The organism is Deltaproteobacteria bacterium (assembly GCA_016874775.1).
Lineage (GTDB): Bacteria > Desulfobacterota > Binatia > Bin18 > Bin18 > VGTJ01.
In genome coordinates, this window is sequence record VGTJ01000009.1 from 26,459 (window position 1) to 41,407 (window position 14,949).

Genomic DNA, 14,949 nt, shown 5'->3' on the forward strand with positions numbered 1-14,949 from the left:
ACCATGAGCATCGATTACGGCGAAAAAATTCCGAACAACGTTCATCTCTCAACGGACAAGACCTTGCAACGCGCCCTTGAGCGTTGGCAACCAAACTATCTCAAGTGGTGGCAAGAGGTCGGTCCTGAAGGGGCACAGCAAGATGATATTTATTTGCGCACGGCCGTGAGCGCTGATGCCTCTGGGTGGGCACACTTCGACTATGTCAAAATGCCGGAGTATCGCTGGGGAATCTTTCTTGCGCCGCAGGAGGAGGATCGGAAAGTCAACTTTGGCGAACACAAAGGCGAACCCGCCTGGCAGGATGTACCAGGAGAACATCGGGCAACGCTTCGTCGCATCGTTGTCACTCAGGGTGATACCGAACCCGCCTCGGTTGAACAACAGCGGTATCTCGGCCTGACCGCACCTTCGCTCTATGACTTGCGCAACCTCTTTCAGGTAAACGTCGAAGAAGGCCGCCATTTATGGGCGATGGTGTACTTATTACACCGTTACTTTGGCCGTGACGGGCGCGAAGAAGCCGAGGCCTTGCTTGAACGACGCTCCGGCAACGCCGACAATCCTCGCATCTTGGGTGCCTTCAATGAAAAGACGCCGGACTGGCTAGCCTTTTATATGTTTACCTATTTCACCGATCGTGACGGCAAGTTCCAGCTCTGCGCTCTCGCCGAATCAGGATTCGACCCTCTCGCACGCACCACCCAGTTCATGTTGACCGAGGAAGCGCATCACATGTTCGTTGGTGAGTCCGGTATTGCCCGAGTGGTGCAACGCACCTGTGAAGTTATGCGCCAACACGCGACCGACGCGCCAGATAAGTTGCGCGCGCTAGGCGTGATCGACCTCGAAACGCTGCAACGCTACCTCAACTTCCATTACAGCGTCACGCTCGATCTGTTCGGTGCTGACCAATCGTCAAACGCTGCCACCTTTTACACCAGCGGCATCAAAGGGCGTTACGACGAAACCAAGATCAGTGATGATCATCTCTTAAAGGATGCGACCTATCCGATTCTTGATGTCGTGAACGGTCAGCTCGTTGAAAAACACGTACCAGCGCTCGTGTCGCTCAACGAACGGCTACGCGACGACTTTATCAAAGATTCGATTCGCGGCGTGACACGCTGGAATAAAGTATTGGAACGCAATGGGGTTGAGACTCGCTTGCAGGTCCCACATAAAGCTTTCAATCGACGCATCGGTAGTTTCGCGTCTTTACGCATCGCACCTGACGGACGCGTGGTTTCAGATGCTGAATGGAATGCAAACGCCAGGAACTGGCTGCCAACTGACGAAGACCGTGCATATGCAACCTCGCTGATGGGGCGTGTCGTTGCGCCTGGAAAATTTGCCAACTGGATTGCGCCACCGGCCTCTGGCATCAAAGGCAAGCCCGTGGACTTTGAGTATGTGCGGTTCAATTAGGAGGACCTCACCCCTGGCCCTCTCTCGTACCGTGTCTCGCAAGTTCATTAGTGGTGAAATCGTAGGGCGCGTACCACGCGCCAGTCAGTTGGCGCGCTTCGCACACCCTACGACTGCTCACGAAGTTATGAGACACGGTACTAAATCGGACCATAAAAGATTGGCACCCTCGCGCTGTCACCCTGAGTGAAACGAAGGGTCTCTCTGAGAGATTCTTCGCTGCGCTTAGAATGACACGATGTGGAGTCTGGAGTGTAACGTGTACGAATGTTCTCAGGTCTGATTGAGGACTGGCGAGGGAAAGAAAAAAATAGAACGGAAACGATATGAACAAAGAAGTATTCGCGCTTGACCCGTACTTAGAACGTCTGCACTACACCGGACCAGTCCAGGCAACCGAAGATCGCCTCGAAGCTCTCCATCGTGCCCAGGCGTATACCATTCCCTTCGAGAACTTCGATATCTTATTGGGACGTGGCATCAACCTCGATCCGACTGCCCTATTCGACAAACTGGTCCGCCACCAACGCGGTGGCTACTTGTCAGGTCTCATAACATCGCGCACTAAGAATTCGTCGAATTTCTTGGATTTTTGCACAAAAATGAGTACGCGATGTCATGAGACTCGACAGCTACTGCTTTGAATTGAACGGTTTGTTCCTCATGGCCTTGCAGGCTTTTGGCTTCGACGCACGCCCTCTCCTCGCTCGCGTACACTTACGTGGGGAACCTACAGCTCGCACCCATGAACTCATCCTCGTCACTGCTCACGGACGACAATGGATCGCTGATGTCGGATTTGGTGGTCCTGGTCTGCGTGCGCCCATTCCTTTCGAGCTGAATCACCCCACGACCCAGGACGGCCTGACCTTCCAGCTGGTTGACGCTGGTCCCTACGGCATGATGTTGCAATCACAGAAAGATGGCCAGTGGATCAATCTCTACAGTTTCGATTTAGGCCATGTTTTTCCCGCAGACGTTGCCCTGGGCAATCACTTCACGTCGACGCATCCCCAATCGTTCTTCACCTTCGCCCGTGTTGCTGCACTGCCTCGTCCAAACGGTCGCGTGGCCTTGTTTAACTGTTCCCTCACCCACCTCACTCCTGAGAACGAGTACGACCAACTACTTAGCGAAGGCCAACCGTACCTCAGCGCTTTAAAAACCTTCTTCGGCATTGAACTCGAAGTGCCATACGAAGCGATCCGCCCTCTGCCACAGCCCTAAGTGGGCTCCTGTTCCAAGAGATGGGCGTACTTGCTTTGACGATCAGGACCGAAGGCTTGATGAAACAAGAGGCGATCCAGTTCATGCGGATCGTTATCACACTCAGCCTCTAACTGCTTGAGATGCACAGGAGACAGGCTGCGCTTATAGGTGAGAAACAGACTGCGATCTTCCTCCGTAAAAAGATCGTATAAACGTGGGCGGTGGATTCCTAATGTCGCAGGTTTTGGCGTCAGTGCTCGCTCGAACACTTCGAAAATGCTTGCCCGTTTTGCTTGGAAGGTAACAATCACAAGCTTTCGTCGCGTGAGACTTTTGAGGGAACGTTTCAATGTCGAACGTGAGACATGAGCCGAAGCGGCAAGGTCGTCGTAACGCACAGCACATGTCCCCTGCCCTCCACTGAGATGCCAGAGACGCAGGTAGATCGCCTGTTCTGCTGGCGTCAGGTGGCTCAGGATCGAATGGATAAGCGTTGGGAGATCCATTCCGCACTCATTCCTAACGACGACGAAAGACGTTTATAAAAGTTACTTCATCAGCCTGCGAATCAAACGCATAGTGGATAACAAACGGTCCCGAGCGACACAACCAGCTCGGATGCTGAGGATCGTAGAAACTTTGCACGCGTTGTACCGCCTGTGGGTTACGAATGATAGCAGCAAGTAAGGCATCGAAAATTTCCAGATCGGCTGGACTCATATCGGGCTCCAAGGCTTGAAAGTCTCGAGTAAACTGCGGCGTGAGCGTATAAGTGCTCATGCTTTTTTCTTTCGCCGAGCAGATGTCTTCGTAAAAGTACGGAGCGAAGCGGCAGAGAGCAGAGATGATTGAGATGGGCGGAGCAGTTGTCCCCGCTGTACCTCATTCCAGCCTTGTTGCAACGCCGCACGGCGGCCAGGATCTTGTAACACCCAGGCTAAGTCTTCGAGCAGTGCATAGCGTTCACAATTGACCAGTACCGCTCGTGGCTGCCCATGTTTCGTGATCACAACGCGATCTGCCCCTTGGAGGTGTTCAACTAAGTCGAGTAATTCGCGACGGGCTTCGGTCACATTCAAGTAACGATCCATAGCTATGTCTCTCCGCACACTTTTATGTACATGAGTATAGACATAAGCAAAAGATCGCACAATCCATACTTTTCCACATTGGTATCGAACCTCAGCGCTGAGGGCTGCGACAGATAGAGAAAAAAATTTTTCCACTGAGAGCTTGACGCTCAATGAATCGATCTTACATTTCCTTCAGGAACAATGAGCGCCGGCGCCGGCAGTTACAGTAAGAAAATGAGGAGGTCACTACATGGCACTTATTCGCTTCTCTCCACGCTTCAGTCCGCTCGATGCATTGCTGAGTCTCCAGCGCGAACTCGACCGCGCATTTGAAAGCCCCACCGCTGGCTTTGATCTTGGAGTATCAGGTCGAGGGGTATTTCCGCCAACCAACGTCTTCAGCGATAAAGAAGGCTACATTGTCCGCATGGAAGTCCCTGGTATTGCGCCCGAGGCGCTGGCGATTGAAGGTCACGGACGAACCCTGACCATCAGCGGCAAGCGCGAGACGGCTGCACCCGAAGGAGCCAGCTTCCATCGCCATGAACGCAGCGGCGGGGAATTCTCTCGCTCGCTCCAGTTGCCCAGCGATCTCGACCTGTCAAAGGCAGAGGCAACGTGTAAACATGGCATGTTGACCGTGCGTATTCCTAAGAAGGAAGAGGCAAAGCCACGCCAGATTGAAATTAAAGCTGCGTAACGAATGCAGAACAGAGAAGCAGGAGGCACGTAGGCTATGACAGACAAAAAACTCTCTACCTATAAAAAACAAGAGATGACAGACAATGAACCGACGCGTCCAGGACGGACGTATGTTCCAGAGGTCGACATCTATGAGACGGCTGACAGCTTGTGGTTACGAGCAGATATGCCCGGGGTCGACGAACAGTCGATTGAGGTCCATGTGAACGAAGGTGTGCTGTCGATCGAAGGGCAAGTTGAGGTGAAAGACTACGAGAATCTTGCTCCGGTCTACACGGAATACAATGTCGGTAACTATTCCCGTCGGTTCACGTTGGCGAACACCATCGATACCGAACGCATCAGTGCGCGGATGAAAAACGGCGTACTCGAACTCGAATTACCGAAAGCCGAGAAAGCCAAACCGCGCCGGATCGCCATCTCGGCCAGTTAAATCCCTCGGGGCGTTTCCTACGAGACGCCCCCTTTTTTCCTTTTCTTATCTCTCGATATTCCCGAATCCTTAGCATGCGCTGTGTGCACGAATACCATAGCTGGCTACGCGAGCTCGTCTTTTCCATCATAAAAACCTCCCTCTAAAAGCTCCCTTCCTGTGCTACAGTGCCTGCCACTCTCGCCAGAACAACAGAGGTACTATGAGCCAGATCGGTCCGAGCCCACAAGCATTACGTCAGGCATTCCACGAAGCGAGCGATTGGGTCGCTTCGTATCTTGAGCACGTTGGAGAACTGCCAGTGCTGTCGCGAGTCACTCCAGGTGAAATTGCGAGAGCACTACCACAATCCGCCCCACAGCAGGGAGAGTCATTCGAAACGATTCTCAAAGACATCGATCGGTTGATCTTGCCTGGTATCACCCATTGGAATCACCCGTCGTTTTTCGCCTATTTTGGTATCACCGGTTCTGGACCGGGTATCGTCGGTGAGTTGATCGCCTCCGCACTCAATGTGAATGCTATGCTCTGGCGTACCTCTCCAGCAGCAACCGAATTGGAGCAGCGTACGTTACGATGGGTCGCCGAGATGATCGGCTTACCGACCAACTGGTTCGGCGAGATCACCGATACCGCCTCAGCTTCAACGTTGTATGCCTTAGCTGCGGCGCGCGAAGCCGCCAATCTTGATATTCGTGAACGCGGTATGGCTGGACGCAACGACCTTCTACCACTCGCGATCTATTGTTCAACCCAAACGCATAGTTCAATTGACAAAGCCGCCATCGCCCTTGGCATTGGTCGGCAATGGACCCGGCACATCGACACTGACAGCGAATTTCGTATGCGTCCCGACCTTCTCGAAAAAGCGATTCGTGACGATGTTGCTGCTGGCGTCAAACCGCTTGCTGTCGTTGCCACCGTCGGAACGACGTCAACCACGAGCATCGATCCAGTACCGGCAATAGCAGACATTTGCCAGCGCTATGGACTCTGGCTTCATGTCGATGCCGCCTATGGAGGCGCAGCGGCGGTGGTTCCGTCTCATCGTCACGTGCTTGCGGGCTGCGATCGTGCCGATTCGTTTCTGGTCAACCCACACAAGTGGTTACTGACCCCGATCGACTGCAGCTTGCTCTACACACGTCGACCTGACGATCTCAAGCGCGCCTTCTCTCTCGTCGCAGAATATCTTCGTACTGACGAATCAGATGTCATCAACTTGATGGATTATGGGTTATCGCTCGGACGAAGATTTCGCTCGCTCAAACTGTGGATGGTGATTCGCGCCTACGGTAGGGATGGATTAGCGCAGATTATTGAAGGCCACATTAAAGAGGCGCAGTGGCTTGCCACACAAATTGATACCACACCAGGGTGGGAACGGCTTGCGCCGGTACCGTTCTCAACCGTCTGTTTTCGTCACGTGCCGACCGGAAAGACAGATCTCGAAGTCCACAACACTGCGATTATCGACGCAGTCAACGCCAGTGGCAAAGCGTTCCTTTCTCACACCAAATTAAACGGGCAGTATGCGATCCGGGTCGCGATTGGCAATCAGGCCACGACTCATGAGCACGTGGTGCGAGTGTGGGAATTGTTGCGGGAGGCAGCAAAGCGCGAGCGCTAAGCGGGCACAGGATTTTCCGTTCATGCTTCGACGAGCTCCGCACGAACGGAAAGCAGGCAGCGACATACCCACTTTTCTGTTCACTCCGAACCCATCAAGGACAATGACGTCGAGTTATTAGTTGTTTATTTGCGTCCTTCGACTTCGCTGCGCTACACAGTCAACCACACCCACGCGCTCTCCCCTCATTCTGTCCTTCTCCCCGCAGGGGAGAAGGGACCTCTCTTCATACATGCAGAGCGAGTGCCGAACACGATATTGTGCCATTGCCCATCAAGGGGAGTTAATCCCTCTCCAACCACACATCCGGTTTCGGGTTGACGCCATGTTTCACACAGCTCGCGTCGATCGCTTTCATATCAGCGTCGCTGATCGACCAACCTAGCGCACCGAGATTGTCATTGACTTCGCTGACGTTCCGGCAGCCAACCAAAGCGGTACTCACAACCGGATTTGACAATGTCCAGCGCAGTGCAAATTGCGGCAAGGTCTTTTGGTACTTCGCTGCTAGCGCTTTAAGGTCTTCCACCACTTTGAGGTTCTGAGAGAAGTATTCTGGCCCAAATAAATGTTGGAAGAGATTGATCGCACCCATGCGACCGCGACGTGCACGCCAATCGTCACCACCAAAATCGGTGCTCTCGGATAAAGTTCCGGTGAGAAGCCCATACGCGAGTGACCCGTACGCCATAACGCCAATATTGTGTTCTTTGCAATAAGGAAAAATCTCTTTCTCCATGCGCTGGTCAAAAATGTTCCAACAGTACTGCGCAACATCAACTCGGCGCGTGTGCATACTCGTTTTGATCTGCTCAAGTCGAAAGTTGGAAATGCCAACCGCGCGAGCTTTCCCTTGTTTCACGATATCGTCGAGAGCACGTAAGGTTTCATCTAACGGTGTGTTTGCATCCGGCCAATGCACCATGTAGACATCGACATAATCGGTATTTAGATTCTGTAAACTCTTCTCTATCGACGCCATTGCTCGCGCTCGACCACTGTCTCGAAAATTTGGTGCCTCTTTGTAGCCAATGCCAAACTTTGTCACGACCACGGCCTCTTTGCGGCGAGCACCAAGTGCCTTGGCCAACGACTTTTCGGATGCGCCGAAGCCATAGGCTTCGGCGGTATCAAAGCAATTGACCCCGAGATCCAATGCGCGATGCACCGCTTGAATGAACTGCTCCTCCTCGATTGAGCCGTAGCCTCCACCGATCTCCCAACAGCCAAAACCGATCGCTGACACGTGGATTCCTGTGTTCCCGAATGGTCGATATTCCATAGTCATGTTCTCCAACGGATCTCCTGACGATAGGATCCCTTTCCATATTAGATCATAAGATGATCCCACCACCCAGGAAAGTAAACCTCCTAAGTCCAGCCGCCATGTAACAACATCTCAACAGCCTACATCAACTCGGAACATGCACAGGATGGCTCACTCCGTCTCGCGACCGGGAGATTCACTTCGTGTGAATATTTGCCGACGCGATGGCTCATCCTGAGATTAATCTTTGTAGTTTTCGTAAAAAATATAATTGGTCGAATAATCACTAATTTCGAAGTAGATTTTCTTCTCACCGTTATCGACACGGAAGTTAAAATTTTCATCGACGTAACCATAACCGAAGCGATAGGCACGCGGCATGTTGTCAGTCGTGCCGTGCGCGGTGGTCAGTTTATCGATCTTAATGATGCGCATGGCAATCTTCTCTCCGGCGAACACATCGAGCACGCCATCGGTTCCCGTCCAATTCTGAATCGAACGACCAAGTTGGTTTTGCGACTCCTGAGTGCAACTCGTGAGGCTCAGGACGAAGAGGCAACTCAGCGTAAGCAGTCCACTTTTCACTGTCGATACGGTCATGACACGATCCTCCTGATTGCAGCCCGAACTGACGTCTCGTTCAATCAACGAAGCATCCCTGTACCTCTCAGACCGTAGCGTGCCCAGGCAGTAGCATCAACCATAGGTCACCTCAGGCACTCGCATCTTGATTCTTCACAGAGTGTCGTGTTAATTTGGCCCCCTAGCGGGGAGCCTGAATACACCTGCGACATCTCGGGAGGCAAAAGACGCGGAAACCCACAAATTTGCCAACATCCGCGATAAGGAGAGGAGAGTATGAAACGATTGTGGAAAGGACTCGCCGTCCTGGTAGCAGTAGCTATGCTGAGCGGGGTGAGCAGCACGGCACAAGCGGTGGTCGGCATTCCTGACGATGTTCCTGGAGCAACATTATTGTTTCCGTTCTTTAAGGTAAACCCAGCACGGACCGGTGGGAGCGCACAAGACACGTTGATAGTGGTCTCTAACGTTGCCAACCATGCGGTGCACGTTCACGTCACCGTCTGGGACGTTCGTTCCCAGCACGTTTTTGACTTTACTGCACTCCTGTCCCAACATGACGTCTTCTCCTGCAGCTTATATGATCTTCTGGTTGGGTCGATTGGTTGCACGAGCCTCAATGGTACGGTCAAAGCTCCCCCACAGGCAGCAACGTTACTGACCACAACCGTTGCTGGACAGGCGATCCTGGCAAGGTATGTGACTGCCGATACTACGTCTGCCAATACATCTCTGTTCCCAGGCCAACTCGGATATCCACTGGCTGACTGCAATATCCTTATTGGTCACTAATATATTGTCGATCTGCCCGCAGGGTCCTCGACCGGATTTAATGCAGTGAGCATTGAGCATACGGTCCCGACGAAAGGTCAACCCGCTCCTCGCTTTCCCAACAGCACGTTTGGCTTCTACTTGAATCGGTGTATCGAGAACATCGGAACTCCGTGTATCTATGATGCGCTCGAGCGAATCGACGGGCCCAATGGCGATATCGCCCAGACCCGCACGAATGATACCCCAGGCCTCAAACTCATTCTTCGTTACCTCACGACGAGTGTGCTGCAGGCACGAACCGAAGTCTGGCTCTGGAAGGATCGCGTAACCACGGCGCCGTTAAACCTGTCGGTATACGATGAAGACGAGAACGTCTTCTCGATTACGCAGAATTTCCCGGATGAGGTCAATTTTGTCAACGTTGGTGGCATCGTTCTTCCCGGTGCTCCAGGGGGCTGGTTCCGCATTCCTTTCCTCACCAGCCAATTCCCACCAACCGATCGTCCCATCCAAGCGGTGGCCTACTCCTTACAGCTGGCGAATAGCCAGAGTGCACAGTTACGTTGGGATGCGATCTTCCCTGCCCATCGGCAATACGCGAACTTCTTCTCGTTCCCTCCAGGGGTAAACCCAGAGTAACGACGAGCTATTGTTCTGTAGAAAAAGGCCAGGACTCACTCCTGGCCTTTTTTCTTGCCCTCGCCAATGCGGAGCGCATCTCTTCTTTCCGAAGGGCAAGCACTGGCGAAGCAGTACTCGACCGTCACGCAGCATGAGGACAGTGCGTTGAAGTTTCTTACCTATAACCGTCAGTTACTCGACTGGAGCAACTGGCCAGGTTCTGTCAAAGCGCTTCTCGTTACCCTGCCTCCAGCGGCTCTCATTGCTCATCTATTGTGTACCTATGCAGTCAACGTGCCGTATATGGACCAATGGGGGGTCGCCGACGTTATCGCGAAAGCCTTTGACGGAACCCTCTCGTTATCAGATCTCACGTTCCATCAAAACGAAACTCGCCTCGTCTTTCCGCGCATTTTTTTTATTGTCCTCGCCTATCTCACAAACTATGATGCTCGCTATGAGATGTGGGCGTCATTTGCGCTTGCCTGTCTCACGACGTACAACGTGTACCGGCTAGGCAGGCACACGCTACACGGCAGCCCCAGCGCTGAGATTATTCTCCTTTTTCTTGCCAGTGTGACAATCTTCAGCATCGCGCAAGAAGAAAACTGGCTCTGGGGTGTGCAATTGATCGTTTTTGTCCCGGCAGCCTGCCTCTCGTCAATTTGCACCTTGGCGTATTCATCATGTTCCGTAATGGCGAAATTCATCGGGGGTATACTCCTCGCGATCGTCAGTACATTCTCCTACGCGAACGGCATGCTGTGCTGGCTCGTGGCGCTCCCTGTGCTCCTGGTCCAGACAGAGGCCGACCGACAGAACAGAAAATGTGGCGTTCTGTTGTGGCTGATCAGCGGCTTTGTCAGTATCGGACTCTACTTTTACAACTATCATAAACCCTCACATCACCCGAGTTTTACTGCAGCGTTGGCCGATCCCTTGTCCGCCATTTTGTATATTCTTGCCTTCCTCGGTGCGCCGGTCATCACCAACAATCTCGATCGTCAATCTTTCTATCTCGCCGTTGCTCTTGGGACATGCCTCACAGCGCTGTTTGTTGTCGCGTGTAGTGTTGCCTGGAGGTACCGCGATGATCCGCAGGTGAGATATCAGACTGTGGGGTGGCTCGCTCTTGGAAGCTACGCACTAGGTAGTGACGCCATATCAATGCTCGGTCGCCTCGGCTTTGGCGTGGGGATGGCGTTGTCATATCGCTACAGCACGTTCTCACTCCCCTTTATTGTTGCGCTGATTTATCTGGTACCAATCACGTTACACACGCTACGTCGCAAGCAATCGTCCCCCCTAGCCCCGTGGCTGCATTACTGTCCGACAGTCCTTGGGGTGCTTCTTCTCATTCTGCACCTCATATCAATCAACCACTGGAAAACCCTTGCAGAGAGAGATTGGCGACATCGCGTGCAAGGTAAGTTTTTTTACACTTCGTGGAGGTTCTCCCGAAGACAGCCCTGCTCCAAACCAGCTTTCCTGACATTGCTGCATTGAAACAGTATACAGGCGCCCTAAACCGCAATGGGTTGTTGTCGCCGCCGCTACGAAAAAGTCTCACTATAGGTCGGCCAGCAGCAACGAATGGCAAGCCAACTCAGGGGTGTGGAACGTTTGAAACGGTAGAACAGACTGGACCTCACACCTACCTGGCAAAAGGATGGGGAATTGCTCCACAGCAGCAAAAAGCTGCAGATGGTATCGTACTCGCGTATGAGGACGGAAATGGATCGTTGACCATTCTTGACGTCATAGAGACCCGTACCCTGCGACCGGATGTCGTCCACACGCTGAGGCAGCCTCGCTATCTATACGCGGGATGGGAACATACGTTTGCGTTGCCCCCCGCGACAGGAAACCCCATCAAATTAACAGCCTGGACATTCGACACTAACACAGGAACACTATGCAAAACGGCAAACGTTTCTCTTGTCGCCCCAGACACGGGGGAGATTCGTACAGCACAAGACCGCCAATGATGAGGGTTGATTTTTTCATGTTGTCACTGTTCGTTACGCAGAACCGGGAGCCAGAGGGGAATCATTCGTGGCGCTAGACACGCAAACGACACCGTTGGACGTGCTCGCCATTCTCATGCCGATCTACAACGACTGGGAATCGGCAGTGCAACTCGTCGGCGCCATTGAGCACACACTCAGCACTCGCGCCAAAACGCTACGATTCGTGCTGATCGACGATGAGAGTAAACTCCCTCCACCTCACACGCTCTCAGTTGCTTCTCCAACCACCTCCGTCGAAATCCTCCGTTTACGTCGTAACCTTGGCCATCAACGAGCTATTGCTATCGGGCTCATGCACCTGCTGCCGCAAACTGACATCACTGCGGTTATTGTCATGGACGGGGACGGAGAAGATACTCCGGAAGGAACCCGAATTCTGGTTGATCGTTTCAACCTCGCAGGGCGGAACACTGCAATTTTCGCTCAACGCGCACGGCGAACGGAAAATCTTATCTTCAAGTTGTTTTATTTCCTTTTTCGCACCTCTCACAGACTCTTCATCGGTACCGATGTGCGAGTTGGGAACTTTAGCATTCTCCCTCGATCGCACCTCTCGTGCCTCGCTGTCGTCCCTGAGTTATGGAACCACTTTGCCGCAGCAGTCTTCAAATCCCGTCTGCGCATCGAACAAGTGCCGATTGATCGAGGATATCGCTTTACTGGTTCATCTCACATGAACTTCATCGCCTTAGTTGCCCACGGTCTGAGTGCAATCTCGGTTTTTTCCGATATCGTTGGACTGCGCCTCCTTATTGCTAGTACGCTGTTCGCAGTTACCGCAGCGCTAGGCCTGTTCGCAGTTTCGGCGATGAGACTGACGACAACACTGGCGATTCCGGGCTGGGCAACCACAGCAACAGGATTCCTGCTTATCGTGCTGCTCCAAGCACTCCTTCTTGTGTTCGTGTTTGTCTTCATCGTCCTGCATGGAAGAAACACCATCGGATTCCTCCCAGTTCGTGATTATCTGTATTTCATCGAACGAACAGAACGGATTGATACACACTGAATATGCGGGATGAATCAATACATCCAAGTGAGAGTTATTCTTATGGGGGAAATGAACTCTCTCTTTTCCAGGAGGCCCATCATTGGAAAAGATATGTGCGCGCGAAACTTTCCCCGTACATTCATGGACGAGTGCTCGAAGTGGGCGCAGGCATTGGCGGAACGACCCAATACCTCGCTGAATTGGGAACTCACTGGTTGAGCCTAGAACCCGATGCGGTACTGGCTGCGCAGATTGCAGCTACCCTCTCTCAACATGCTGCACGAGAGCGGGTCCGCATTCACTGTGGAACTCTCGACTCCCTGGGGCAAAACGATACCTTCGACACCATCCTGTACATCGATGTCCTTGAGCACATCGAAAACGATAAAAGGGAAATCCTCAGCGCCACAAGCCATCTCGCCGCAGAAGGGAGGCTTATTGTCCTCTCCCCTGCGCATCCGTTTCTTTTCACCCCTTTCGATGCGCATATCGGGCACTATCGACGCTACAACAAGAAGAGTCTCGGAGCACTTATCCCTCCATCGCTACACAGTGAAACCGTACAGTATCTTGATAGCGTCGGACTTTTAGCTTCACTCGGAAATCGACTCCTCTTGAAGAGCAGCATGCCAACAGCTGCACAGATTGCCCTGTGGGACCGCTGTATGGTTCCAGTCTCTTCATACCTCGATGCGGTGTTCGGCTATGCTCTGGGAAAAACCATTGTCGGCGTGTGGAGACTAACCTAACGGACAATATAGGGTAGAAACCCTTCGGGTGTAAGCTGCAAATGAGGAGCAAGCTCTTGACGCTGCTGAGACGTGCGAAAAACTGCGTTCCTATCAAGCCACAGGTAAAGGTCGCGCATCTCTCCCCACTCCATCACACCGCCAGGCAGAGGCGTGAGGGTCAACGTGAGCTGCGGTCTCTCCACACCATAACGGGTGACTTGGTAGTGCCCTGCATGAATTCTTTCGGTCCACGCCTTCTTGCTCTCCAGGTCCCCGTTGGCTTGACGCCAAAACAACACCCACGGAAGAACGAGGGCCAGAGGAAAAGCCGCTCGTCCCCGAGGAAACCGTTCGACCAAGAATAAATAGAGGCCACAGACAACAAACAACACACCTGGGAGTATATGGTAGATATAGCGAGAAGACAGGCTCTGCTGGGGAAGAAATGAATGTCGAGCGATAGCAATCAATGCGGTAAATAATAAATACTGTACCCAACCAAAAATAACCAGATGTCGATATCGTGCTGATCGGATAACCGTGAAAATAGAGAGTGCTACTAATATTCCAGCTACGGCTATCAGTGGCCCAATAATCATCGGAACAGTGGGAGCTGGATCAAGGATCCACACCAGTATTGTCCGGCCTATATTGGTATAGCTGGCGAAAAGAAAATAGCTGAACATCGCCCAGAACGTCTGCAAGCTAAACCCCTGCTGCTGATACTGTGCGGCATTATCCCATATAAACAGGAAGAAGAAGAGCAGATTAAAGCACTGGAGGGCAACGACAAATCCCAGGACTTTTCGCGACACAACTTCCTGCGACATAAATATGAGCAACAGATACAAAGACGGATAAAAGAGCGAATTACCTCCGGTGTAAGACTGAAAGACAAGCAACGCCAGTGAAAGAATCAAGAGGTAGCGCAAGCGATATTGAAACCAGAGAAAGAGGCACAACACTGACCCGAGCCATCCCATAAGCACTAGCGCCGCACCAAAGCCACCCTGCGAATAGAGCGTTTCCCAGATGAGTGGGTTGAGTCCATAGAGAACAAGGGCAAAGGCGGCCAAAAACCAACTTCGTGAGATTACATAGGCAAGATACGCTGCGATAAAGACGACGACACCGTGGGCAAGGACCGTAACAACATGAAGCCAGTATCCATTGTTGCCAAAGAGTTTGGCGTAGGAGTACAGCACAAATTTATACAATGGCATGAAATGTTCGTTTTGTGCCTTCCATACCTCTCCCCAACCATTGTGACGAAAGTTATTCAGCATCACTGCGTCATCAAGGAAATAATAATAGAAATCCATCCGCCAATACCAGCAAAGGAGGATAAGAAAACCGAGGCAGAAGATCGCGATAGAAGAATACGGTAACGGAAGAGCGGTATCGGTATTGCGATCGGAGGCTGTTGTTGGCGAGTTTTTCAGGAAAGGGTCATGAATCTTGGATATTATTTCGCTCAT

The 14,949-nt window shown here is 52.2% G+C and carries 18 protein-coding genes; 12 read left to right on the forward strand and 6 right to left on the reverse strand.

The features are described 5' to 3' along the window. Window positions 1–3: 3 nt before the first annotated feature. From boxB to FJ147_02540, 3 genes are all read left to right on the forward strand, one after another. Window positions 4–1,428, forward strand: coding sequence for a benzoyl-CoA 2,3-epoxidase subunit BoxB (boxB, locus tag FJ147_02530; GenBank protein ID MBM4254755.1), 1,425 nt, complete (start codon window positions 4–6; stop codon window positions 1,426–1,428). 326 nt (window positions 1,429–1,754) lie between these two features. Continuing rightward, window positions 1,755–2,072: an arylamine N-acetyltransferase gene (locus FJ147_02535; protein MBM4254756.1), complete on the forward strand. Its 318-nt coding sequence runs from the start codon at window positions 1,755–1,757 to the stop codon at window positions 2,070–2,072. After that, on the forward strand, window positions 2,047–2,655 hold the full coding sequence (locus FJ147_02540) for an arylamine N-acetyltransferase (GenBank protein ID MBM4254757.1): 609 nt from the start codon (window positions 2,047–2,049) through the stop codon (window positions 2,653–2,655). The genes FJ147_02535 and FJ147_02540 overlap by 26 nt, the downstream gene beginning before the upstream one ends. Here the strand turns inward: FJ147_02540 and FJ147_02545 are convergent. The 3 genes from FJ147_02545 to FJ147_02555 are packed head-to-tail and all read right to left on the reverse strand — an operon-like array spanning window position 2,652 to window position 3,728. After that, window positions 2,652–3,143 (reverse strand): hypothetical protein, encoded by a 492-nt coding sequence (locus FJ147_02545; GenBank protein MBM4254758.1) that lies wholly within the window; start codon window positions 3,141–3,143, stop codon window positions 2,652–2,654. The genes FJ147_02540 and FJ147_02545 overlap by 4 nt on opposite strands. Window positions 3,144–3,156: 13 nt before the next feature. Further along, entirely contained in the window at window positions 3,157–3,417 is a 261-nt protein-coding gene (locus FJ147_02550) for a hypothetical protein (GenBank protein MBM4254759.1), read from the reverse strand. Beyond that, window positions 3,414–3,728 carry a type II toxin-antitoxin system Phd/YefM family antitoxin gene (locus FJ147_02555; protein ID MBM4254760.1) on the reverse strand — a complete coding sequence of 105 codons (315 nt, stop codon included), beginning with the start codon at window positions 3,726–3,728 and terminating at the stop codon, window positions 3,414–3,416. Before FJ147_02555 ends, FJ147_02550 begins: the two co-directional genes overlap by 4 nt. 232 nt (window positions 3,729–3,960) lie before the next feature. Between FJ147_02555 and FJ147_02560 the strand changes: the two genes are divergently transcribed. From FJ147_02560 to FJ147_02570, 3 genes are all read left to right on the forward strand, one after another. Further along, window positions 3,961–4,410 carry an Hsp20/alpha crystallin family protein gene (locus tag FJ147_02560; GenBank protein MBM4254761.1) on the forward strand — a complete coding sequence of 150 codons (450 nt, stop codon included), beginning with the start codon at window positions 3,961–3,963 and terminating at the stop codon, window positions 4,408–4,410. A 36-nt stretch (window positions 4,411–4,446) separates the two neighbouring features. Beyond that, window positions 4,447–4,845 (forward strand): Hsp20/alpha crystallin family protein, encoded by a 399-nt coding sequence (locus tag FJ147_02565; protein MBM4254762.1) that lies wholly within the window; start codon window positions 4,447–4,449, stop codon window positions 4,843–4,845. A gap of 202 nt (window positions 4,846–5,047) precedes the next feature. Continuing rightward, window positions 5,048–6,475 carry an amino acid decarboxylase gene (locus tag FJ147_02570; protein ID MBM4254763.1) on the forward strand — a complete coding sequence of 476 codons (1,428 nt, stop codon included), beginning with the start codon at window positions 5,048–5,050 and terminating at the stop codon, window positions 6,473–6,475. Window positions 6,476–6,758: 283 nt separating this feature from the next. On the opposite strand, the gene FJ147_02575 is transcribed toward FJ147_02570, so the two are convergent. Both FJ147_02575 and FJ147_02580 read right to left on the reverse strand, forming a co-directional pair. After that, window positions 6,759–7,757 (reverse strand): aldo/keto reductase, encoded by a 999-nt coding sequence (locus FJ147_02575; protein ID MBM4254764.1) that lies wholly within the window; start codon window positions 7,755–7,757, stop codon window positions 6,759–6,761. A 225-nt stretch (window positions 7,758–7,982) separates the two neighbouring features. Continuing rightward, complete coding sequence (locus FJ147_02580; protein ID MBM4254765.1) at window positions 7,983–8,315, reverse strand: hypothetical protein; 333 nt, start codon at window positions 8,313–8,315, stop codon at window positions 7,983–7,985. Between the two features lie 285 nt (window positions 8,316–8,600). Here FJ147_02580 and FJ147_02585 point away from each other — a divergent pair, with 285 nt between their 5' ends. The 6 genes from FJ147_02585 to FJ147_02610 all read left to right on the forward strand — a co-directional run bounded on the left by FJ147_02585 (window position 8,601) and on the right by FJ147_02610 (window position 13,489). Then, window positions 8,601–9,116 carry a hypothetical protein gene (locus FJ147_02585; protein ID MBM4254766.1) on the forward strand — a complete coding sequence of 172 codons (516 nt, stop codon included), beginning with the start codon at window positions 8,601–8,603 and terminating at the stop codon, window positions 9,114–9,116. A 45-nt stretch (window positions 9,117–9,161) separates the two neighbouring features. Further along, a complete protein-coding gene (locus tag FJ147_02590; protein MBM4254767.1) occupies window positions 9,162–9,737 on the forward strand; it encodes a hypothetical protein in 576 nt (191 codons plus the stop codon). Between the two features lie 66 nt (window positions 9,738–9,803). Then, on the forward strand, window positions 9,804–11,225 hold the full coding sequence (locus FJ147_02595) for a hypothetical protein (protein ID MBM4254768.1): 1,422 nt from the start codon (window positions 9,804–9,806) through the stop codon (window positions 11,223–11,225). After that, entirely contained in the window at window positions 11,222–11,707 is a 486-nt protein-coding gene (locus tag FJ147_02600; GenBank protein MBM4254769.1) for a hypothetical protein, read from the forward strand. Before FJ147_02595 ends, FJ147_02600 begins: the two co-directional genes overlap by 4 nt. 67 nt (window positions 11,708–11,774) lie before the next feature. After that, window positions 11,775–12,758, forward strand: coding sequence for a glycosyltransferase (locus tag FJ147_02605; protein ID MBM4254770.1), 984 nt, complete (start codon window positions 11,775–11,777; stop codon window positions 12,756–12,758). A gap of 2 nt (window positions 12,759–12,760) precedes the next feature. Beyond that, window positions 12,761–13,489 (forward strand): class I SAM-dependent methyltransferase, encoded by a 729-nt coding sequence (locus tag FJ147_02610; protein MBM4254771.1) that lies wholly within the window; start codon window positions 12,761–12,763, stop codon window positions 13,487–13,489. Here the strand turns inward: FJ147_02610 and FJ147_02615 are convergent. Continuing rightward, the gene (locus FJ147_02615; GenBank protein MBM4254772.1) at window positions 13,486–14,949 is read right to left on the reverse strand and encodes a hypothetical protein; all 1,464 of its coding nucleotides are present in this window, start codon (window positions 14,947–14,949) and stop codon (window positions 13,486–13,488) included. The two genes, FJ147_02610 and FJ147_02615, sit on opposite strands and share 4 nt — an antisense overlap.

Coding starts and splice junctions, on each gene's coding strand:
- boxB (MBM4254755.1), top strand. CDS start 4: ATGAGCATCGATTACGGCGAAAAAATTCCGAACAACGTTCATCTCTCA.
- FJ147_02535 (MBM4254756.1), top strand. CDS start 1,755: ATGAACAAAGAAGTATTCGCGCTTGACCCGTACTTAGAACGTCTGCAC.
- FJ147_02540 (MBM4254757.1), top strand. CDS start 2,047: ATGAGACTCGACAGCTACTGCTTTGAATTGAACGGTTTGTTCCTCATG.
- FJ147_02545 (MBM4254758.1), bottom strand. CDS start 3,143: ATGGATCTCCCAACGCTTATCCATTCGATCCTGAGCCACCTGACGCCA.
- FJ147_02550 (MBM4254759.1), bottom strand. CDS start 3,417: ATGAGCACTTATACGCTCACGCCGCAGTTTACTCGAGACTTTCAAGCC.
- FJ147_02555 (MBM4254760.1), bottom strand. CDS start 3,728: ATGGATCGTTACTTGAATGTGACCGAAGCCCGTCGCGAATTACTCGAC.
- FJ147_02560 (MBM4254761.1), top strand. CDS start 3,961: ATGGCACTTATTCGCTTCTCTCCACGCTTCAGTCCGCTCGATGCATTG.
- FJ147_02565 (MBM4254762.1), top strand. CDS start 4,447: ATGACAGACAAAAAACTCTCTACCTATAAAAAACAAGAGATGACAGAC.
- FJ147_02570 (MBM4254763.1), top strand. CDS start 5,048: ATGAGCCAGATCGGTCCGAGCCCACAAGCATTACGTCAGGCATTCCAC.
- FJ147_02575 (MBM4254764.1), bottom strand. CDS start 7,757: ATGGAATATCGACCATTCGGGAACACAGGAATCCACGTGTCAGCGATC.
- FJ147_02585 (MBM4254766.1), top strand. CDS start 8,601: ATGAAACGATTGTGGAAAGGACTCGCCGTCCTGGTAGCAGTAGCTATG.
- FJ147_02595 (MBM4254768.1), top strand. CDS start 9,804: ATGCGGAGCGCATCTCTTCTTTCCGAAGGGCAAGCACTGGCGAAGCAG.
- FJ147_02610 (MBM4254771.1), top strand. CDS start 12,761: ATGCGGGATGAATCAATACATCCAAGTGAGAGTTATTCTTATGGGGGA.
- FJ147_02615 (MBM4254772.1), bottom strand. CDS start 14,949: ATGAGCGAAATAATATCCAAGATTCATGACCCTTTCCTGAAAAACTCG.